We start from the raw sequence: 19848 nt of genomic DNA on the forward strand, positions 1-19848 counted from the left end.
CACCACCATCGCTACAAAATCTGTAATTATCTGTCAACTCTTGTAATTATTTGAAACCATGCCTATCGTCAGCACCGGCGCCAGGGAGAGCGCTTTGAGGCGGGGCCGGAGCTCGTCCTGCCGTCCGCCTTTTGGGCAATGTGGGAGGAAGTGATGCGGAATCAGTCTGCGCGACACCGTCGGGCGCGCGATCCCTGGAGAGCATGCCGGAGTTTGCCACCTTGACGGACATGCCGAGGGATCAGACGGGAAAGCGCTGCATGCTTGTCGAGGTCACGAAGGAGACAAGGCCTGCAGCGCCGCTGTTTGGCGTCGGACAATCAACCCCCTCATAGCGCGCCTCGATCCGCGGAAGCGGGATCGCTTGCGGCATCTTCGCTGCATCTAACAGACATCTGAGGCACTGGAGTTTCTTACAATGAAGATTACCGGGATCAGAACCTTTCTCATGCATGCCGGCCAGCCCGATCCCTCCAAATGGGCTTCCGATGAACGGTCAGGCGATGGCGCCTCCAGGCTGCCAGGCACAAGAAACTGGCTGTTTTTGAAAATCGACACGGACGAAGGCATAACAGGTATCGGCGAATGCTCCGGATGGCCGCGTGTCATCGAGACCGCGATTCACGATCTTGCGCCGCTCCTCATCGGCGAGGACCCGGCCCATATCGAGCGGCTATGGCAGAAGATGCATGTCGCCATGATGGGTCACGGCATGTTGGGAACGGTTGGCGCCGGCGCCATGACCGGCATAGACATGGCACTGTGGGACATCAAGGGAAAGTCGCTCGGTGTGCCAGTCTGGATGCTGCTTGGCGGCAAGGTTCGTGACCGGATTCCGATCTACTCCCATGCAAACACGCCCGAGCGGGCACTTGCCGTCAAGGAACGCGGGATAAAGGCGATCAAATGCGGCGGGGTTGCCGACCCGGTGCGCAAGGTTGCCGCATTGCGCGAAGCAGTCGGCAACGAGATCGACATTGCAATCGATCTTCATGGCCCGCCCTGGCTAACACCGGCCGATGCCTGCCGACTGGTCAGGGCGCTTGAGCCTTACGAACTCTTCTGGGTCGAGGATCCGATCGCACCGGAAAACATCGATGGCTACCGACGCATTCGCGATGCCGCCCACGTTCCCTTGGCAGCCGGCGAACGTTCGGCGACGATTTTTGGAGAGCGCGAACTGATCGAAAACGAACTGGTCGACATCATCCAGCCCGATACCGGCCGGGCCGGTGGCATTACGCAGATGAAGAAGATCGCGGCCATGGCCGAGGCCCATCACATCCAGATGGCGCCGCATTCAGGCTCGCTCGGTCCTGTCGCCGAATACGCCGCGTTGCACGTGCTGGCGGCCATTCCGAACGCGCTCATCCTCGAACGCATCGATGACGATTGGGACGGTCGAAAGCTGACGATTTTGCCCCATCCACAACAGGTCGGCGGATCGATTGCCGTCCCGGACGCGCCGGGTCTTGGTTGTGATATCGATGAAGCGTTCGTGGCGCGCTTTCCTAGCGGCGGCAACGTCTCCGTGCCGGTGCCCGAGAGTGCCGGCTCCTACAATCCCGGAACTTATAACGAGCATCTTTACGTCCAGACGCGCCTGTCGCGTCACCGCTATTTCAATCGCTAGAAGGAAAGAGAAATGAAGATCGACCGCATGCGGGTGTTCATGACCCGCGACAAGGACCGTCCCCGCGTCATCGTCGCACTCGACACCGACGACGGTCTGACGGGCTGGGGCGAATGCTACAACCACGGTCCCGACAAGGCGCTCCCTCCCCTCCTCGACTACCTCTATGGTTTTCTGTCCGGTCAGGATCCAACGCGTGTCGACTATCTGGTCAATCTGTTGATCCAGCAAAGCCGGTTCCCACCGGGCGCCCTTGGGTTGGCTGCGATCTCGGCGCTTGATCACTGCCTTTGGGACCTCGCCGCAAAGGCTGCCAACCTTCCCGTCTACAAGCTGCTTGGCGGTGAAGTTCGCGATCGTGTCAAGGTCTATGCCGGCGTCTATACAGCACCCGATGCACCAGCTGCGCGCGATGAGTTCGATCGGCTGAATGAAGAATGGGGCTTTACCGCATTCAAGCTCAGCCCGTGGCGCATCGACATGCACGCACATCGCTGGGGCAACGTGGTCAAGGCGTCGGCGGATTATTTCCGCTCTCTGCGGGAGACAGTGCGGGACGAGTACGAGATCGCATTTGACGCACATGCAAAGATCTTCGAGCCTGTCGCCGCACGCCAGCTCGGCAATGCGCTTGCTCCCTACGATCCGCTGTTTTACGAGGAGCCCCTTCGCCCCGAAAACATCGAGGCCTGGGGCGATCTCAAGCAGGGGCTGAACTGCGTGCTCGCAACAGGTGAATCGCTGTACAATCGAAACGAGTTCCTGCGCCTTCTGCAGGTCAAGGGCGCCGACCTGATCCAGCCAGACATATGCGTGGTCGGCGGCATCAGCGAGATGCGGCGCATCGCAACACTTGCCGAAGCATATTTCGTCGGCGTGGCGCCCCACAATCCCATGGGACCACTCGCCACGGCCGTGAATGTTCACTTCTCCGCCGCCGCACAGAATTTTCGTATTCTGGAGTATCGGCTGCCTAAGGGGCAGGCGTATGTCTACGGTGGCCTTGATATTGAGAGCCGACAGGGCGAAACGCGTTACGTCATCGATCCCTATTTGCCCAAGGACGGCTATCTCGAGCTGAGGCCGGACAGGCCAGGCTGGGGCGTTGAGATGGACGAAGAAGCCATGGTCCATGAAGGCTATGTGCACTGGCAACGCCGCGTTCCCAAACGGCCGGACGGCTCTTACGCTTTTGCGTAAGTGCTCATCGAGCGCCGTCCAGCCTTGAAGGGCAGACTGCCAATGGCATCGGCGGCATTTGACGCCGCCGATGAAAGCGGTCAGCCAATCGATAGTGGATTGGTTGAGTTGGCCCTCGTCGGATGCAGCGACTGAATGATGCTGTTATCCGCGAAGCAATGCCCGACTTGAAAGGAAAGGAAAGAAGAGCAACGCATCCCACGTGTCAGGAGAACCGATGCTCCTTTCCGTTGACAGGGGACGCGAAGAGGCTCTCGCCGACCGAAATTTGCCGGTCGCCGTCCGTGCGTACGACGAGCACCTGCAATTCCGGTACATCAAGGTGGATGACCGTATCCGCGCCGAGCCGCTCGATATGACGCACTTTGCCTTGCCATTTTCCTTCCGTGGATGAGAGCGCGATATGTTCGGGCCGGATACCATAGATCCGGCAGCCTTCCCGCGCGGCAATCTCCGCTTCAAACAGGTTCATCTTCGGCGAGCCGATAAAGCCCGCGACAAACGGAGTGGCCGGATTGTTGTAGAGCGCCATCGGTGTCCCGACCTGCTCGATGGCCCCGCCGTTCAAAACGACGATCTTGTCGGCCATTGTCATCGCCTCCACCTGATCGTGCGTGACGTAGATCATAGTGGCGCCGAGCTTGGCATGAAGTTCGGTCAGTTCGATGCGCATCTGCGAGCGGAGCGACGCGTCGAGGTTTGACAGGGGTTCGTCGAACAGGAAGACTTTCGGGTTGCGGACGATGGCACGGCCGATCGCGACGCGTTGGCGCTGGCCGCCGGAGAGCGCCTTTGGCTTGCGGTCGAGCAGATGCGAGAGCTGCAAGATATCGGCAGTCTGCTTCACCCGTTCGGCGATTTCCGCCTTAGGCCGCCTGGCAAGCGAGAGGCCGAAGCCGATGTTTTCTGCGACCRTCAGATGCGGATAAAGCGCGTAGGATTGAAACACCATAGCAATGCCGCGCTTGGAGGGTTCGGCATCTGTGACATCCTTGCTGTCGATGAAGACCTTGCCCGATGTCTGGGTCTCCAGTCCGGAAATGATGCGCAGCAACGTCGACTTCCCGCAACCGGACGGACCGACAAAGACGCAGAATTCGCCGGCATCAACGGTGAGATCGACACCCTTCATCACCTCCAGGCTGCCAAAGCTCTTGCGGACTTTTTCGAGAACAACGCTTGTCATGACTTATCCCTTGACTGCACCGGCGGTCATGCCTGCAACGATCTGCCGGTTGAAGAAAATGAAGACGATCAGGGGCGGAATGGTCACGAGAAGGATGTTCATGAACAGCAGATTGAACTGCGTCTGGAACTGTCCCTGAAAGTTATAGAGCGTCAGCTGCACCGTGACGTTTTCGCGGCCCGGCAGATAATAGAGCGGGTTGGTGAAATCGTTGAAGATGGCGATTGACTGGACGACGATGACCGTAACGGTGACCGGCTTCAGCAGCGGCAGGATGACGCGAAAGAAGATCTGTAACGGTTTTGCACCGTCAATGATTGCAGCCTCGTCGAGATCCCGAGGAATGGTTGCGATGAAACTGCGAAACAGCAAAACCGTGAAGCCAAGGCCATAGGCAAGCTGGATCAGAACCATGCCAGATAGTGTCTTGAAGAGACCGAGCATCTGCAACACCCAGATGGTCGGGACAACGGCCGGGGGGATCATCAGGCCGGCTAGCACGCAGCCGTAGATGACCGCGTTCCAGCGTGACGGGCGGCGCTGCAGCACATAGCCGACCATGGCGCCGAAGAGCACCAGCAATGTGACGGCGGCCACCGTGATGACGGTCGAATTGAAATAGGCAAGCAGCAGCATGTAGTTGCGCGTCTGGACGACCTCCATGAAGTTCTGCCAGAGCTGCCAGTCGGCCGGCCAGCTGAATTTCAGCGTTGCCGCATCCTGTTTCGTCTTGGCGGCCGTGATGAAGATAAACATGAATGGCAGCACGAAGATCACGCCGCAAGCAGCCAAGGCCGCAATCCCGGTATAGATCTGGCGGCGGTTCATAGATCCACCTCCTTGCGATTGAACCAGGCCGTCAGCGGCAGGACGATCAGCCCGATGAGGAGGAAGAGGATCACGTTACCGGCAGTCGAGAGACCGTAGAAACCCGCCTGATATTGCTTGTAGATGACACTTGCCAGCACATCCGACGAAAAGCCCGGACCGCCGCGCGTCATCGCCCAGACAAGATCGAAGCTTCTTAGCCCGCCGATGAGGGAGAGCGTCACGACGGTGACGGTGGCGGGTCTGACCAGCGGCACGGTGACACGAAAGAACATCTGGCGGCCAGTCGCCCCATCAATGCGGGCGGCCTCATAATAGTCCGGGCTGATTGATGCGAGACCTGCGATATAGATGACTGTCGCAAGCCCGATCCCTTTCCAGAGGTCGACGAAGATGATGGAGTAAAGCGCAAGCGCGGGGTCGGTCAGCCAGCCCGGACCATGGATGCCGATCGCAGCAAGTGCCACATTGATCAGCCCGCGTGTCGGATGCATGAGCACCGAGAAGGTGATGCCGACGCCAATCGTCGAGACGAGAACCGGAAAGAAAATCACGGTACGCAGCAGGCCTTGTCCCCAAAGCCCGGAGGTCAGCAATACGGCGAGCAGCAGACCGAGAACGGTTTTCGTGCCCGAGGTCAGGACGGCATAAATGATCGTGTTGACGAGACCCTGTATCAGAAAGGGCTCGCGAAAGAACTGCCGGTAATTTTCCAGCCCGATGAACTGTGTCGTGAACAGGTCCCAGCGCGTGAGGCTGAACCAGAAGGACGCGATCGTCGGGGCCAGAAACAGAACAGTGAAGACCACTGCCGCTGGCAGCACAAACCAATAAGGATAGGCGGACTTTCGTGTTGTCATACGGATACCTTGAAGCGTCCCCCATCCAGATCGGTTGACCTGGATGGGGCATCGGCTGGGAGGTTACCAGTTCGGCAGGCCAAGCTGCTTGGCCTGCTTCTCGACATCCTGGTCGTAGAGCGCAGCCGCGTCCTTGGCGGAGCGGATGCCGGTTCCGACTTCAACCGTAATCTGCTCTAGTGCAGGTCCCTTGACGGGCGAGAGGAATTCGAGTGCCGGGCCGTTGCGGCCCTCAGTGTCAAAATAAGGGAGCATGTCGGAAACAGCCGGCGGAATATCTTTCGGGAGCTCGCACCCCTTTACGAGATACGGACCCGACGGGACGGCCTTTGCCATCAGGTCGCAGGCTTCCTTGGAGCCGACGAAGTCAAGGAATTTCTTGGCTTCCTCGACATTTTCAGATTTGGCAGAAACATAGAGCGCTGAAGGCATCCAGACCGTCAGGCCATTCTTTCCGGCATCCATGCCCGGTTGAGCGAAGAAGCCGAGATCTTTCAGATTGTCCGGAAAATTCTGCTGGACATTGCCGATACCGAAAGTGAGGTTCGGATAGTGCGCGGCCTCACCCGTCGCGACCATGCGCATGCCGTCGTCAAATGTCGCAGCACCGAAGTCGGCATTGAGGTACCCTCCCTTGGCCACTTCCTCCAGGTGTTCGAAGCCATGCAATGCCGCAGGCGTGTTGGCATATTTGACCTTGTTGGCAGTGTAGTCGTCGGCGAAGTTCGGGACCTCGGCCTGAACATTATAGAAATCGGCAAGCACGAAGAGCTGCGACGTCCAGGTCGTGCCGTAGGTCTGGGCGACCGCGACCTTTCCGGCCGCCTTGATCTTCTCATTGTTGCTCATGAACTCCGCCCAGGTCTTCGGCGGGGTGAGGCCGAGATCGGCGTAGATCTTCTTGTTATAGAATATGCCGCCACCCATGGCCGGACCGAAGGGAATGCCGCGGACATGGCCGTCCGGGCCGCTAACAACCTTCTTGAACGTGTCAAGAATACCAGCTTCCGAGGGAAGGTCGGCAAGGTCGGCTATCGTTTCCTGCGGCTTCAAAGCCTGGAAAAGCGAACCGCTATTATACTGGAAGATATCCGCCATCTCGCCGGTCGCGAGCCGGGTCTTGATGATGTTGTCGCCTTCGGAGCCGCCCGCGCGCTGCTCGACGTCGAAGCTGACGTCAGGATGCTTTTCCGTATAGGCCTTTGAAACCGCATCGAACGAGGCAATGGATTCCGGATTGGTATCGATCAGCACACTGAGGATCACATCGGCATGTGCCACTCCAGCGGCAAGAGCCATTATGCTGGCTGCAAGGATGCTGCACTTCGTCATTCGCATAGTCATTTCCTCCTCTTGAAGACCGGAATGCGTAAGCTGATTGCCCGCAAATCGAAGACCTGCAGGCAAATTGCATCAGTTGGAAAACGTAATCTTATGCTCCCCCGCGCCGAGCTTGATTTCCTCGCCTTGCTCTACATTGGCGCCATTGGCCTGTAGCGATTTGCGCTCGCTTTTCCCCTCGAGACGCGCAGTGACGCCTTCCGGCAGCACCAGGCGGCATGTGACGAAACCTTCCTCCAGGGTCCATCCAGCCTCGATCCGACCAAAGCGCGTATCATGCCATGCCGAAACCGGCGAGAGAGCAGGCAAGATTGCGGGATCGAAAAGAAACTCCTCGAAACCGGGCTTGTCTTCCAGCGGCTTGATCCCGGCAACGTCTTCGAAGAGCCATTGGCAGACCGCGCCATAGGCATAGTGGTTGTAGCTGTTCATGTCAGGATCATAGATCGTGCCATCTTCGGAAAGTGCATCCCATCGCTCCCAGATCGAAGTCGCGCCGCGGTCGACCTGATAGAGCCATCCGGGAACCTTCCGGTTCAGGAACATCTTCTCGGCAACGTCCACCATACCAAGTCGGGTCAGCGCCGGCAGCAGGGCGGGAGTGCCGATAAAGCCCGTACCGATGACGCCATCCGTTTCCTCCGCCACCCTACGGAAGTAGCCTTGCGCGGCTTCCTCGTATTCCGGCGGAACGAGGCCATAGAGGAAGGCCAGGGCCCACGAGGTCTGGTCATTATGGGCAATGCGGCCGGAGGGTGCGAAGAACTCGTGTCTGAATGCTGTCTTAATCTCCTCGGCACGCTTCTCGAGCCGCGTTGCTTCGACGGTCTCACCGAGAATACGGGCGATCTTTGCCGTCAGTTGCGTTGAGATGAAGTGATAAAGGGTAGCTGCGCAATCATCTGCTATGGTCGGGCGGGGCTTTCTGTTATCCCCGACCGGCTGAAGCCAGTCGCCGAAGGTGAAGCCGTGCGCGCCCCAGACCGCGGGCGGCCGGATGATCGGCCCATCAGAGATGCCCCAGAGATAATCGAGCCAGCGCAACATTGCGGGGAAGCACTCTTCCAAGGCAGCGCTGTCACCGTAATGCAGGTAAAGCTGCCAGGGAATGATGACGATCGCATCGCCCCAGCCGGTCGATCCCGCCCAGTCACCGCGGCCATCGATTGGATGGAGCCGCGTCGGATCAGGTGAAAAATGCGACACTGCCCCATTGGCCCGTTGATCGTGGATGACATCGCGCAGGTATTTCTTGAGGAAGGAGTGGCTGTCGGCAAGCCAGCAGGCCGTTCCGGCGAAAACCTGCGCATCACCGGTCCAGCCGAGGCGCTCGTCGCGCTGCGGGCAATCGGTCGGCACTTCGATGAAATTCGAGCGCTGCGACCAGATCGTGTTTTCGACCAATCGGTTGACGCTCGCAACACCTGAGGTAAACCCGCCGGCAGTCAGGGGTACCGAGGTTATCGGCACCATCGTAATGGCGGTGAGTTCGGCCTCACCTGTCACAGTGATGCGCGCGTAACGGAAGCCGAAGAAGGTGAAGAGCGGCGCATAATCCTCTTCGCCTTGCCCGGAAAGCGTATACGAGACTTCAGCACGCGCACTGCGATAATTGCGATTGTCGAAGAAGCGATCGGGGCCGAGCACTTCGGAATGCTCGACGCGCACCTTTGCACCGGCGACACCCTTAAGGCGCAGCCGGACATAGGCGCCGGCATTCTGTCCGAAATCAAAGACAGTGCGGCCATCGGCCTCCGTCCAGCTGTCGGTCGGTGAGAGAGCGTCCAGTTCCTTGACCGCACCAGTCTCATGCGGGACGAGCAAGGCCCTGTCGAAGGAGAGCACATCGACGCCATAGCTGTCCTTTGGACGAATGCGGGCGTCATAATCCTCGCCATAGTAGATGCCGTTGCGAACTACGGGTGTGAAGCCGCTCTTCCAGCTCTCGTCGGTTTTCAGGAGCACCTCGCCGCCGGCGCGCAGTTCTGCGATCGCCCCCGTCCGGTCGCCCCAGCAATTGAGTATCGGGTTGGATGCCCACATCAACTGGCCGCGATACCAGCCGTCGCCAAGCCAGATTTCGATGCGATTGTTGCCGGGTTGCAAGAGCTTAGCGACATCGTAGGCCTGATAGGCAATCCGGTCGTCGTAGCAGGTCCAGCCGGGGGTCAAGAGATCGGTACCCACGCGTTTTCCATTGAGGAAGGCGCGGTAGAGACCGAGGGCCGAGATGCTAAGAACTGCTTCGGCCGGAACCACATCGAGCGAGAATTCCCGCGCGACGAATGTGCCCTGTGTTGCCTGGCCACCGTCGCAGGCGGGTCCGATCATCGACGCTGTAAAATGGAACGCAGAACCGGCAAGGCCGTCTTCCCCGGCAAGGCCGTGGGCCGAAACAGTCTTCATCTAGAACCTCCCCCAATCGCCAATTCCTCCGGCGATTGCTTTGTGTGTATCGTTCTATGTATATCATTCTACACTATCGATTGCCGCGCAAGAGCTTTTGTGTCTATAATTTTCCGAACACCGGGGAATGAGGCGATTTGGAATGAAAAATCAGACCGTTAACGCGACAAGAGACAGGGTCACTATCCGTGACGTGGCCCACGATGCCGGTGTCTCCGTCGCTGCGGTCTCGAAAGTTCTGCGTAATGCTTACGGAGTGAGCGAGGTCTTGCGAACCAAGGTCGAGATCTCGATCGAAAAATTGAACTACCGACCTTCTGTCGCAGCGCGAGCCATGCGTGGCCGCACGCAGACGGTTGGCGTCCTGGTGATCGAGTTGTCGAACCCGTTCCTGGCGGGTGTCATCGAGGAGGCCAATGCCACGCTGGCGAAAAGCAGCTTCAAGGCACTGATCGGCATCGGCCGTTCCACGAGCCCGATCGAAGCTTCCATGATCGAATCGATGATCGACAACCGCATGGATGGCGTTCTCATCATCGCTCCCAGGATATCGAGCAAGGTGCTGGAGCGCTATGCGCGCCAGATCCCGATCGTCGTCATCGCGCACCATGAGCCGCACGCGCAGACCTATGACACGGTCAATTCCGACGATCGACGGGGCGCCTGCCTCGCCGTGGAGGCAGCGTTGCGGTCCGGCTACACCGACATCGCGATGCTCGGTTATGACCTTGCCGATTCACCGCCCACCATCGTCGCCCTCCAGCGCGAGAAGGGCTATCTTGACGGCATGAAGGCTGCGGGCCTGGAGGCCCGCATCATCCGTCTGCCGCTTGTGGGATCCGACCGCCGGGCCGCTATCAATGATTTTCTGGCCCTGAATGACCGTCCCCGCGCGGTCTTCGTCTGGTCCGATCTCGATGCTGTGCCACTCATCAATGCCGCGCGCATGAGTGGCATACGGGTCCCAGAAGATCTTGCAATTGTCGGCTACGACAATTCGCCGATGGCGGCCATACCGCTCGTCGGCCTGACAAGTGTAGACCAGAACGCCGCTGAACTCGGCAGGACCGCGAGCGACGCGCTGCTTAGCCGAATAGAAGGACGCAAGGACGCTCGCCACGTCCTGATCGAACCCCGTATCGAATGGCGCGGCAGCACGTGAAGCTTCCAGGAAAAAGCTTGGGTCTCGTTCAATTGGTCCCTAGGCTCCGCTAGCGGCTGCAGCATCCACTGCGATTTTCGTTGGCGCTGAGACGGATCTCAGGACGGACTGGGAATCGGCGGCAAATCTGGCGCCTCCAATCCGGAAAACGGATCGCGCCATGCATCGATCTCATCGAGACGGTCGGCCCACCGTTTTATCGCGGGATACCGATCAATCGGGAGGCGCGCGGCGTCGTTGAACGGCAAGAATGTCGCCATCCGAAAATCTGCAAAGGAAATCGTCTCGCCGACCAACCACGATCGATCAGCAAGCTGGCTTTCGAGAATGCCGGCGGCCTTGTGGAATCGTCCAAGACCCTCTTCAACCATCCTCTCGTCACAGGTTCCGATGCGATAACGCAACTTCGTGCCTCGCTCCCAATGCACGACGTCACAGGCCTTGACGAAATTCTCCTTCGCCCAGCTGATCCAGCGTATCATTTCCGGCTCATGATCGTCGGTTCTCCAGAAATTCGAGCAGACACGACGGGAAAACCAGCACGCGATCGCATCGGTCTCCCAAAGTGTGCGACCGCTATGCTCTAAGATAGGCAACAGAAGGTTTGGGTTGAGTGAAGAAAATCGCTCCGACTGCCCTGGGGCCATTGGTGCAGCAAACTCGAATTCCACGTCCATTTTTAAGAACCGCGCCACGGCGACAGCGAGTCGCGGATTGGGGTTTCTGCTGAAATAAATCTTCATTAGGTCTTTGCCTCCACCGTCTTCATAGCAAAAGACGAACGACGACCGAGCCTTTCGACATGGCGATGAAAATTCTGCTGGGCCCGCGACATAGCTATCCCACAGAAGTGTAGTGACGGCGCGAAGCACGTTTTCTCCTCCGCCCGCCCTGGGGAGCCAATGGCACAAGGGTTTTGTCCTCGTCCGGCGAGGCGCGGCCAGGTCAGGTTTAGCGCGTTAGGCCTATCGCCCGCGCTGTAGGCACATTAAGAAAAGAACCATATTATACCTTGCAGAGTATATTTGAGGGCATTATATGAGGACTAAGCAAGAGCGATTCACGCTCTTCGTTGAGCGGCTGGCCGGCGCGGAGGCAGCAGGAACACATGATGAGGCGTTTGAACTTATCCGCGAGACCCTCGACGGCGTTGAAGACGAGTTTTCCGGCATTGCCTCCAACCCCTCAGCTTTTCAGACGGATGGACGAATGTACCCTCCACAAGCTGACAACGCCCGGAAAGTACCGGGCCATCCAGGCGCCATCCGGTATCGATCCAGAGCACAACACGATCATCGGAGCAAATGGCGCTATACGGATTGAAACAATAGGGTTTCAAAAAACTGTAATTCTCGAAAAGCTGGGCGCGAATAGAGAAGGATTGGCGATATGACAGCAACTAGCCTTTTGACTGATACAGTCGCTCACCTCCAAGAGCTTGGGTTCGCCGTTGAAACTGACGCTCCTGATGATCCGAACGGCGAGACATTTCTGGACATCACAAGGAACGATTTCTCCACGCAAATCTCCTTCCGCCCGCATGCTGGACTAGGGCTATTCATTTCCGACGATGCGTACGGACAGAGACCTGATGAGGTCTACCGAAACGCGGAAAAGGCTGCTAATCGGGTCGATCAGTTATTCAGACAATTCGAAAAGTCGGGATCTATTGGATACCTCACTCTCGTGGACATGCGGAAGCTCAACAACCTGTCGCAGGTAGAGCTCGCTAAGGCTCTTTCGATCAAGCAACCGTCGGTCAACAGAATCGAGAAGCGGGAAAACATCAAGTTCGAAACTCTGGCGAAGCATGTGGCCGCGATGGGTGGCCGCCTTGAGATGCGCGTTGTCTTCGACGAAATGGAAGCCCGGCTAGAGATTCCAACTTCCCAGGTAGGATGATGCCAATGCAGGCTCCAACTTTAAATCTGGTCGTCCTCAGGGCAAGCGACCCTGATTCTCTCGCTTCGTTTTACCAAACTCTTGGTTTTCAGTTCCAAAGGGAGAAGCACGGTTCAGGCCCCGAACATCTCGTGTCGAAGACAGGTGGCTCGGTCTTTGAAATCTATCCCAAAGGCACCGAGAGCTTAGACACGACCGCGGTTCGCCTAGGGTTTCGAGTCCCTTCGATCTCAAAAGTCTTGAGTAATCTGGGCAGCGCCGTGGATATAATATCTCCCCCTTCCAAATCTGATTGGGGCACCAGTTGCGTTATTAGGGACCCTGAAGGTCATAAGATCGAACTACTTGAGGCGTAGAGTTCGAGTAACGTCCGCTCGCGCAATGAACGCCTGCGGGAGCCCCAAGAGTTCGGCTGGATTTTCGCTATATTTCACATGCGCGAGCGATATCTCGTCCATTTGCTAGTGGCGGCCAACGCGGCTAGGCACCGTGCCGGTAAAGTCTGGGCGCCATCCCGAGACGCCGAAACCTAAGCTTTCGGCCTCGACTTCAGAAGAAAACAGCATCCTCATTGCTGAAACCATCTGTCAGAACGTGTTTGGATTCGAAGGTGCAGCGGATTGGCTAATTTGTACATTTGCGGTTATAGAGCCCCCAGTTTGTGAAGACCAACATCTGAGAGCATAGCATGACAAGCCAACATGCGGGCCGCGCAGGCGCTACATACGCCGCGCCGGACGGCCAAACCGGAAGCGATCCGGTCGCCGTGGCACATTCGGTACCGATGGTAGCCTTCCAGGGCGCCGGGAAGCGTTACGGGCCCGAGGGCGAAGGTGGTTTCACCGCCGTCGAAAGCGTCGATCTGACAGTTGAACGCGGCGCCATCACCGGGATAATCGGTCGCTCTGGCGCCGGCAAATCGACGCTCATCCGCATGGTCAACGGGCTCGAGAGCGTGACGTCGGGCAAGGTGCTCGTCGATGGTGTCGACGTCGGCGCGCTTGGTGAGGACGGCCTGCGTGGCCTGCGCCGCCAGATCGGCATGATTTTCCAGCATTTCAATCTACTGTCGTCGCGCACCGCCTTCGACAATGTGGCGCTGCCGCTGGAAATTGCAGGCGTCGAAAAGAAGGCGATCCGTGCCAAGGTCGGGCCGCTGCTCGACCTCGTCGGCCTCGGTGACAAGGCCGGCAGCTATCCTTCCGAACTCTCGGGCGGCCAGAAGCAGCGCGTCGGTATTGCCCGTGCTCTGGCGACGGACCCCAAGCTGCTGCTCTCCGATGAGGCGACCTCGGCGCTCGACCCGGAGACAACGCAGTCGATCCTCGAGCTCCTGAAGCGGATCAATGCCGATCTCGGTCTCACCGTTCTCCTGATCACCCACGAAATGGAGGTGGTGAAAACCATCGCAAGCCATGTGGCTGTCATCGATGCCGGCCGCATCGTCGAATCCGGCCGTACCTTCGACGTCTATACCAACCCGCAGCACGAGACGACGCGCACGCTGCTCGCCTCGGCCCTGAAACTGCCGAACTGGCTGCGCTCCGCCGTCAAGTCGCAGCCATCGGCCGGCGACCGTGTGCTCGTCCGGCTGGTGTTCTTCGGAGACACGGCCTTTCAACCTCTGACCGGCCGGCTTGTCGCCGAGCTCGGCTCCGACGTCAATATTCTCGCTGGCGCGATCGAGGAGATATCGGGCGAGCCCTTTGGCTCACTTGTCGTTTCCTATTCGGCGGAGCCGGATGTCGTCGCCCGGGCTAACCGCTTCTATGCCGAAACGGGCCTTACCACGGAGGTGCTCGGCTATGTCGCCTGATATGATTTTCGGCCTCCTCTCCAAGGCGCTGATGCAGACCCTGCAAATGGTCCTCGTTGCCGGCATCGTCGGCTCGATCATCGGCCTGCCGATCGGTGTCTTTCTCGCCACATCAGGTAAGGGTGAGCTGTTTCCGGCACCGAGAACCAATCGCGTGCTTGGCCTCGTCGTCAACGCCGCTCGTTCGACGCCGTTCATCATCCTGGTCGTTGCCATCGTGCCGCTGACGCGCCTTTTGACGGGTACCTCTATCGGCACTTGGGCAGCGATCGTGCCGCTGACCATCGCCACCATTCCGTTCTTCGCGCGCCTCGTTGAATCTGCCATCCGCGAGGTCGACAAGGGCCTGATCGAGGCCGCCCGCGCCATGGGAGCAACGCCATCCCAGATCGTCTACAAAGTGCTGCTTCCAGAGGCGCGACCCAGCATCCTGATGGCGCTGACGATGACCATCGTCAGTCTGATCGGCTACTCGGCTATGGTCGGGGCCGTCGGCGGCGGAGGCCTGGGCGACCTCGGCATCCGCTTTGGCTACCAGCGTTTCAATCCGGAGATGATGGTACTCGTCGTCGCGGTGCTGATCGTGCTCGTGCAGGTCGTGCAAAGCGCCGGCGACGGGCTCGCCCGCCGCTTCGACAAGCGTAACCGGAAGAACTGATCTCTAATTCGCATATCCAATAAACATACCAAGGAGACTCCCGTGAAAAAGTTCATCATCGCCGCCGCGATTGCGGCCTTTGCAGCCGGCTCGGCCTTCGCCGAGGATATCAAGGTCGGCGTCACGCCAGGCGAGCACGCCCAGATCATGGAAAAGGTCGCCGAAGTCGCCAAGACCAAGGGTCTGAATATCGAGATCGTCGAGTTCTCCGACTATGTCGTGCCGAACCAGGCGCTGGCCGACGGCGACATCCAGGCCAACTCGTTCCAGCACCAGCCCTATCTCGACAACCAGATTGCCGACCGTAAGTTCGATCTCGTCAGCATCGGCACGACCATCACCACGCCGATGGGCGTCTACTCCAAGAAGGTGAAGAGCCTCGACGAACTGAAGGACGGCGCTACCGTTGCCATCCCGAACGACCCGACCAACGGCGGTCGTGCGCTTCTGGTTCTGGCTAGCAAGGGCCTGATCAAGTTCAAGGAAAACCCGGGCATCAAGGTGACGGTTGCCGATATCGTCGAGAACCCGAAGAACATCGAGTTCGCCGAAATCGATGCCGCCCAGCTGCCGCGTTCGCTTGAAGACGTCGATGCCGCCGTCATCAACACCAACTACGCCATGGAAGCCGGCCTGCATCCCAAGACCGACGCCATCGCCATCGAAGGCGAAAAGTCACCCTATGCCAACGTCATCGTCGTCCGCGCCGCCGACAAGGACGCGCCCTGGGCTAAGACACTGGTCGAGTCTTACCATGATGAAAGCATCCGCAAGTTCATCAACGAGCAGTTCAAGGGCGCCCTGATCCCGTCCTGGTAAGATCCTGCTTTATCGGGCCAACACAGTGAAACGGCTCGGCTCCGCCGGGCCGTTTTTCGTTGATCAGGGGCATTTTGTCTTCGCCAAAATAGGACCGGCGTTCACCGAAGGCTGTGTTACCGTGACGAAGATCGATGTTGGGCGGTAAAGTCCGATCACATTTAAGGAAGCCGCGATCGCCGACACTACAGACTGTCTTGAAGATGATGCCTGCCGCCCGATGATCGGGCTCACTCTACCGCTGGACCAAACGGCGCAAGCTCATATCGCTCTGGAGCGGGGAACTGTCGTTGGGAAGATCATCATCATCATCATCGGACCTGCGAAACCTTGAAACGCTCCCCATAGTTGCCGGTTTGCTAGCCGGGGGGATCGCCCCCACCCCGACTGGTCATCGGGTCGATCTTCGCCAGAGCTCAGGTATCGTGAGGCGGATCGCAGGTCACGCCGAGAATGTCCGGAAAGCCACCCACTTAACAATGTCGTGTTTCACAGTTTATTAAGACACTTGTACTGAAGCTTCGGCGGGATTGGCAGCGGATTCTTGTGCAATGGTGAATGGAGCAGTTTTCTTCCTTGTGGTGAATTTCATCATCGCAATCTGCTTTGCGCTGGTGTTCGCCGTCGTGGCGGTGCGCAGCCAGTCGCGCCAGGCTGCGCTATGGTTCTCGGCAGGTTTTGCTGTCGCCTCTCTTTCTGCCATCAGTGAACTCTTCGTTGCGTATACAGATTTGTCGAAGCTCTTCGCAGTTTTGGCATTTGCAACTGTGCTTGGTGGCATGATCCTGCTGCGCTTTGGTATTGGCGAGCTTTACGGCGTGCGGATCGCGCCATTCTGGGCGATATCTTTTTTCACCCTTTGCATCTTACTTGATCTGTTTATCTATGGCCTGCCGCGTAGCACGCTTCGGCACGCCTTATCTTATCAAACACCTTTTGCGCTGGTCATTCTCACCAGCGCTGCTGCGGTCTTCGCGTCACGGCGCCGCGCAAGGATCGATCGGGTCCTCGGCTATCTGCTTACCGCAACCGGTCTACATTTCTTTGCAAAGGCTGGTCTGGCAGTGACCGCCGGTGCCGGCGCGGCGGCAACTGACTATATTCATACAAACTACGCATTGATTTCACAGGGATCGACTGCCGTATTGATCGTGGCAGTTGGTCTGACACTGCTTTCGGTCCTCGTCCTCGATATCATGGCCGATGAACGCAGCAATTCCGAAAGGGATGTACTTTCGGATCTTGCCAACCGCCGCGGTTTCGAGAACGGTGTCGCCGCTGCCCGCCTTGTCGCCCCTGCCGTCCGGCATTCCGTCATGACCTGCGATATCGATCGCTTCAAAAGCATCAACGACACGTTCGGTCACCATGCCGGAGACAAGGTGATCCGCGCCTTTGCTGACCTCCTGAAATCCGGCGCCGCGCCGAATTTCATCGTCGGGCGCATTGGAGGCGAGGAGTTTGCCGTGTTCATGCCGAACACAACGGTCGAAACGGCCATGCTGTTTGCCAGCTCTGTACGACGCGGAGCGACGGGGATCACTGTGGAGGGGTTGCCTCCAACACTGACCGTCAGTGCCAGCTTCGGTGTTGCCGAAATTCCCGTCGGAGAAAGCCTTGACGACGCAATGCGCCGGGCCGACATGGCGCTTTACGAAGCAAAGCGAGCCGGGAGAGATTGCGTTAGACAAGCCCGCTCTGCGTCGCCGGATATTCGGTTGGTGACATGAGAACAGGCCTTCGGACCGGACGGATTTTCAGTTTACTCGACATCCAGAGCAACGGCTGCTTCACCTCCTCCGTGAGACTATATCGCAAAATCCGAGGAGGCGCGGCCCCCCACCTCATACGCTCTTCGTTGAAGGATCCGGGCTTGGCGGAAAGACTGTCTTTTTCTTCCCGTTCATGAAGAGACTGTGATGGAGGTGCATAGATCGCCGCCAAGACCTGGCTCTCGCAGGGCGGCCGATCACTACCTGGTCGCACGACGACCCGGCATGGGATGACGCGGCGGCATCCTGTTCGATGATCTGCCCCTCGTCGGGTAGTCGAGTGTGGTTCGACACGACGCCAACGATATCAATCGGCAACGCGCCAACTTCCACCGGTTAGGCTTCGTAGCATCCTCCGGTGACAAACCAGCGCGCAGAGCCTGCTCCAATTACACGTGTAGACACAATCAAATTGGATAGTCGTCCCATCAGAAAACAAGTAACGGTGCTTGAGCGGGCACATAGCCCCGCGTGCTGTTTTTCATATTTGACCGCTTCGGTAGTCGGCGCCAAGCCTCGGAACGACCCGCCGCCCGATCTCGCTGGCGAGCAGTCATAGAGTATCGATTGTGCCGTGTTTCGCGCTCACAAAATACAGGTCATCGCTTGACGGTCGCGACGATGGATACCGGACGTGAATGGACCGTAAAGGAGGAACAGGTCCACTCAGTCTCAAAATTCAAGCTTTCCGTCCTTCTTCCAGACGCGCAGGCCGAACAGTGCCACCACAAGTGTGCCCGCGATGACGAGTGTTACCAAGGCGTTGATCTCTTGCGTAAAGCCGACGCGTAGCATCGACCAAAGACGGATGGGAAGCGTCATGCGATCCCCAGACAGGAACAGTGTAATCAGGGTTTCGTCGATGGAGATCGCCGCTGCGAATAGCACGCCCGACAGGATGGCAGGCTGAAGGTGTGGGAAGATAATATGGCGGAAGGTCTGCCAGCCATTGGCGCCGAGATCCATTGACGCCTCGCGCAACGAAGGTGACAGATTGGTGAGCCGCACACTTGTCAGGCGATAGGCTATTGCCAGGACGAATATCGTGTGCCCGAGAGTGACTGTCGCCAGGCTGAGCGGCACCTTCAAAGCGGTAAAATAGATGAGAAGCGCCAGCCCGGTGATCATCGACGGCATGATGAAGGGCAGATAGATCAGGGTCTCGATGGCCCGGCGACCGAAAGCGAACCTGCTGTCGAGATAGAGCGCCATCACGACCGCGATCACGCTCGACAGGACCGAAGCCGAAACCGCGACGATGACACTGGCAAACAGCGATTGCATGAGGTCAACGTTGCCGAAGAGCTCAAGATAGGCACCGCCGCCGGCTTCCGCCCAATGCAGCGAGCCAGCTTTGCGCGGCACCACCGAAAGCAACGCGTTGACGAGGATCGGCGCATAGAGAACCAACACCGTCAATGCAAACAGGACCGCGCAAAGCCCGTAGACAAATTTCTCTCCTCCGCTGGACCTCATTGCTATGCCTCACCCTTCTTGGAAACTAGCCCTGCCGACAGGATGGCCGCTCCGCTGACGATCACCAGGACGACCGCGAGTGCAGCACCCAGCGGCCAGTTATAGGCGGCACCGAACTGAGAGAAGATCACGCGTCCGAAGGTAAAGCCGTTCGGACCACCGACCATCTGCGGTGTCACGTAATCGCCGAGCGACAGGACGAAAGCGAAGATTGCTCCGGATATGACGCCAGGAACGGAGAGCGGCCAAACCACGTGGCGGAAGGTAGTCGCCTGCGTGCCGCCGAGATCGGCCGATGCCTGTACAAGAGATTCGGGAATGCGTTCCAAGGCCAGATATATCGGCAGGAACACGAACGGCAGGTACATCGCGACCATCGTCAGGAGGATAGCATTTTCATTAAACATAAACGCCGTCGTCGGCTTGGCGAGAAAACCGGCGTCGAGCAACAGCTCATTCATTAACCCGGTTACCGCTAGAAGCGAGCGCATCGTGAACAGCTTGACAATATAGCTCATGAACAGCGGCAAGATGATCACCAGCAACAGTGGAAAGCGTTTAGCCTCCGGTTGCTGCCAGACATACCAGGCCAGCGGATAGGCCAGCAATAGGCAGATTAGGGCGACACGGCCGCAAAGCCAGATCGTGTGCCAAAGGACCCCGACATAGGCCTGGTTGTTGGCGAACTGGACGTAGTTGCCGGCCGAAAAACCTCGCACGATTTCGCTGCCGTTCATCGAATAGAACGAATTCAAGACAAAGCCACTGAGCGGCAACAGCACCAACAGA

Annotated in this window: 18 protein-coding genes; 10 read left to right on the forward strand and 8 right to left on the reverse strand. The window is 58.2% G+C overall.

The genetic code is table 11. The annotated features are described in order from the left end of the window. Window positions 1–418: 418 nt before the first annotated feature. Complete coding sequence (locus tag AC1DE4_RS08840) at window positions 419–1633, forward strand: mandelate racemase/muconate lactonizing enzyme family protein (protein ID WP_018856330.1); 1215 nt, start codon at window positions 419–421, stop codon at window positions 1631–1633. 12 nt (window positions 1634–1645) lie between these two features. Then, a complete protein-coding gene (locus AC1DE4_RS08845) occupies window positions 1646–2833 on the forward strand; it encodes a galactarate dehydratase (RefSeq protein WP_477881038.1) in 1188 nt (395 codons plus the stop codon). Window positions 2834–3038: 205 nt separating this feature from the next. Here AC1DE4_RS08845 and AC1DE4_RS08850 read toward each other — a convergent pair whose 3' ends face one another. The 5 genes from AC1DE4_RS08850 to AC1DE4_RS08870 all read right to left on the reverse strand — a co-directional run bounded on the left by AC1DE4_RS08850 (window position 3039) and on the right by AC1DE4_RS08870 (window position 9454). Then, the gene (locus tag AC1DE4_RS08850; RefSeq protein WP_477881040.1) at window positions 3039–4019 is read right to left on the reverse strand and encodes an ABC transporter ATP-binding protein; all 981 of its coding nucleotides are present in this window, start codon (window positions 4017–4019) and stop codon (window positions 3039–3041) included. Window positions 4020–4022: 3 nt separating this feature from the next. Further along, window positions 4023–4847 (reverse strand): carbohydrate ABC transporter permease, encoded by an 825-nt coding sequence (locus AC1DE4_RS08855; RefSeq protein ID WP_477881042.1) that lies wholly within the window; start codon window positions 4845–4847, stop codon window positions 4023–4025. Then, window positions 4844–5707, reverse strand: a complete 864-nt coding sequence (locus tag AC1DE4_RS08860; RefSeq protein WP_018856326.1) for a carbohydrate ABC transporter permease — start codon at window positions 5705–5707, stop codon at window positions 4844–4846. Before AC1DE4_RS08860 ends, AC1DE4_RS08855 begins: the two co-directional genes overlap by 4 nt. A 63-nt stretch (window positions 5708–5770) precedes the next feature. Then, entirely contained in the window at window positions 5771–7051 is a 1281-nt protein-coding gene (locus AC1DE4_RS08865; RefSeq protein ID WP_477881045.1) for an ABC transporter substrate-binding protein, read from the reverse strand. A gap of 69 nt (window positions 7052–7120) precedes the next feature. Further along, the gene (locus AC1DE4_RS08870) at window positions 7121–9454 is read right to left on the reverse strand and encodes a family 78 glycoside hydrolase catalytic domain (protein ID WP_477881047.1); all 2334 of its coding nucleotides are present in this window, start codon (window positions 9452–9454) and stop codon (window positions 7121–7123) included. A 142-nt stretch (window positions 9455–9596) separates the two neighbouring features. Here AC1DE4_RS08870 and AC1DE4_RS08875 point away from each other — a divergent pair, with 142 nt between their 5' ends. Beyond that, entirely contained in the window at window positions 9597–10616 is a 1020-nt protein-coding gene (locus AC1DE4_RS08875) for a LacI family DNA-binding transcriptional regulator (protein WP_192240474.1), read from the forward strand. Between the two features lie 98 nt (window positions 10617–10714). Here AC1DE4_RS08875 and AC1DE4_RS08880 read toward each other — a convergent pair whose 3' ends face one another. Next, window positions 10715–11359, reverse strand: a complete 645-nt coding sequence (locus AC1DE4_RS08880) for a glutathione S-transferase family protein (RefSeq protein WP_477881049.1) — start codon at window positions 11357–11359, stop codon at window positions 10715–10717. Window positions 11360–12005: 646 nt separating this feature from the next. Here AC1DE4_RS08880 and AC1DE4_RS08885 point away from each other — a divergent pair. The 7 genes from AC1DE4_RS08885 (at window position 12006) to AC1DE4_RS08915 (ending at window position 17541) form a co-directional block, all read left to right on the forward strand. Then, on the forward strand, window positions 12006–12518 hold the full coding sequence (locus tag AC1DE4_RS08885; protein WP_192240475.1) for a helix-turn-helix domain-containing protein: 513 nt from the start codon (window positions 12006–12008) through the stop codon (window positions 12516–12518). A 5-nt stretch (window positions 12519–12523) separates the two neighbouring features. Then, window positions 12524–12874, forward strand: a complete 351-nt coding sequence (locus tag AC1DE4_RS08890) for a VOC family protein (RefSeq protein ID WP_477881052.1) — start codon at window positions 12524–12526, stop codon at window positions 12872–12874. Window positions 12875–13302: 428 nt separating this feature from the next. After that, entirely contained in the window at window positions 13303–14334 is a 1032-nt protein-coding gene (locus AC1DE4_RS08895) for a methionine ABC transporter ATP-binding protein (RefSeq protein ID WP_477881094.1), read from the forward strand. Continuing rightward, window positions 14324–14992: a methionine ABC transporter permease gene (locus AC1DE4_RS08900; protein ID WP_477881054.1), complete on the forward strand. Its 669-nt coding sequence runs from the start codon at window positions 14324–14326 to the stop codon at window positions 14990–14992. The genes AC1DE4_RS08895 and AC1DE4_RS08900 overlap by 11 nt, the downstream gene beginning before the upstream one ends. Window positions 14993–15034: 42 nt before the next feature. Then, a complete protein-coding gene (locus tag AC1DE4_RS08905) occupies window positions 15035–15811 on the forward strand; it encodes a MetQ/NlpA family ABC transporter substrate-binding protein (protein WP_062375259.1) in 777 nt (258 codons plus the stop codon). A 175-nt stretch (window positions 15812–15986) separates the two neighbouring features. Next, window positions 15987–16145 (forward strand): zinc-binding dehydrogenase, encoded by a 159-nt coding sequence (locus AC1DE4_RS08910; protein WP_477881096.1) that lies wholly within the window; start codon window positions 15987–15989, stop codon window positions 16143–16145. A 217-nt stretch (window positions 16146–16362) separates the two neighbouring features. Beyond that, a complete protein-coding gene (locus tag AC1DE4_RS08915; protein WP_169680696.1) occupies window positions 16363–17541 on the forward strand; it encodes a GGDEF domain-containing protein in 1179 nt (392 codons plus the stop codon). A gap of 714 nt (window positions 17542–18255) precedes the next feature. On the opposite strand, the gene AC1DE4_RS08920 is transcribed toward AC1DE4_RS08915, so the two are convergent. Continuing rightward, window positions 18256–19059, reverse strand: a complete 804-nt coding sequence (locus tag AC1DE4_RS08920; protein ID WP_169680694.1) for an ABC transporter permease — start codon at window positions 19057–19059, stop codon at window positions 18256–18258. Between the two features lie 2 nt (window positions 19060–19061). Beyond that, on the reverse strand, window positions 19062–19841 hold the full coding sequence (locus tag AC1DE4_RS08925; protein ID WP_348648528.1) for an ABC transporter permease: 780 nt from the start codon (window positions 19839–19841) through the stop codon (window positions 19062–19064). Window positions 19842–19848 lie beyond the last annotated feature (7 nt).

Source organism: Rhizobium sp. 10N414 (genome assembly GCF_056394785.1).

Excerpts from the sequence above, each read along its gene's own strand:
- AC1DE4_RS08895 (WP_477881094.1), top strand. The coding sequence starts at position 13,303 with ATGGTAGCCTTCCAGGGCGCCGGGAAGCGTTACGGGCCCGAGGGCGAA.
- AC1DE4_RS08915 (WP_169680696.1), top strand. The coding sequence starts at position 16,363 with ATGGTGAATGGAGCAGTTTTCTTCCTTGTGGTGAATTTCATCATCGCA.
- AC1DE4_RS08870 (WP_477881047.1), bottom strand. The coding sequence starts at position 9,454 with ATGAAGACTGTTTCGGCCCACGGCCTTGCCGGGGAAGACGGCCTTGCC.
- AC1DE4_RS08860 (WP_018856326.1), bottom strand. The coding sequence starts at position 5,707 with ATGACAACACGAAAGTCCGCCTATCCTTATTGGTTTGTGCTGCCAGCG.
- AC1DE4_RS08900 (WP_477881054.1), top strand. The coding sequence starts at position 14,324 with ATGTCGCCTGATATGATTTTCGGCCTCCTCTCCAAGGCGCTGATGCAG.
- AC1DE4_RS08840 (WP_018856330.1), top strand. The coding sequence starts at position 419 with ATGAAGATTACCGGGATCAGAACCTTTCTCATGCATGCCGGCCAGCCC.
- AC1DE4_RS08890 (WP_477881052.1), top strand. The coding sequence starts at position 12,524 with ATGCAGGCTCCAACTTTAAATCTGGTCGTCCTCAGGGCAAGCGACCCT.
- AC1DE4_RS08885 (WP_192240475.1), top strand. The coding sequence starts at position 12,006 with ATGACAGCAACTAGCCTTTTGACTGATACAGTCGCTCACCTCCAAGAG.
- AC1DE4_RS08855 (WP_477881042.1), bottom strand. The coding sequence starts at position 4,847 with ATGAACCGCCGCCAGATCTATACCGGGATTGCGGCCTTGGCTGCTTGC.
- AC1DE4_RS08875 (WP_192240474.1), top strand. The coding sequence starts at position 9,597 with ATGAAAAATCAGACCGTTAACGCGACAAGAGACAGGGTCACTATCCGT.
- AC1DE4_RS08920 (WP_169680694.1), bottom strand. The coding sequence starts at position 19,059 with ATGAGGTCCAGCGGAGGAGAGAAATTTGTCTACGGGCTTTGCGCGGTC.
- AC1DE4_RS08865 (WP_477881045.1), bottom strand. The coding sequence starts at position 7,051 with ATGACTATGCGAATGACGAAGTGCAGCATCCTTGCAGCCAGCATAATG.
- AC1DE4_RS08880 (WP_477881049.1), bottom strand. The coding sequence starts at position 11,359 with ATGAAGATTTATTTCAGCAGAAACCCCAATCCGCGACTCGCTGTCGCC.
- AC1DE4_RS08845 (WP_477881038.1), top strand. The coding sequence starts at position 1,646 with ATGAAGATCGACCGCATGCGGGTGTTCATGACCCGCGACAAGGACCGT.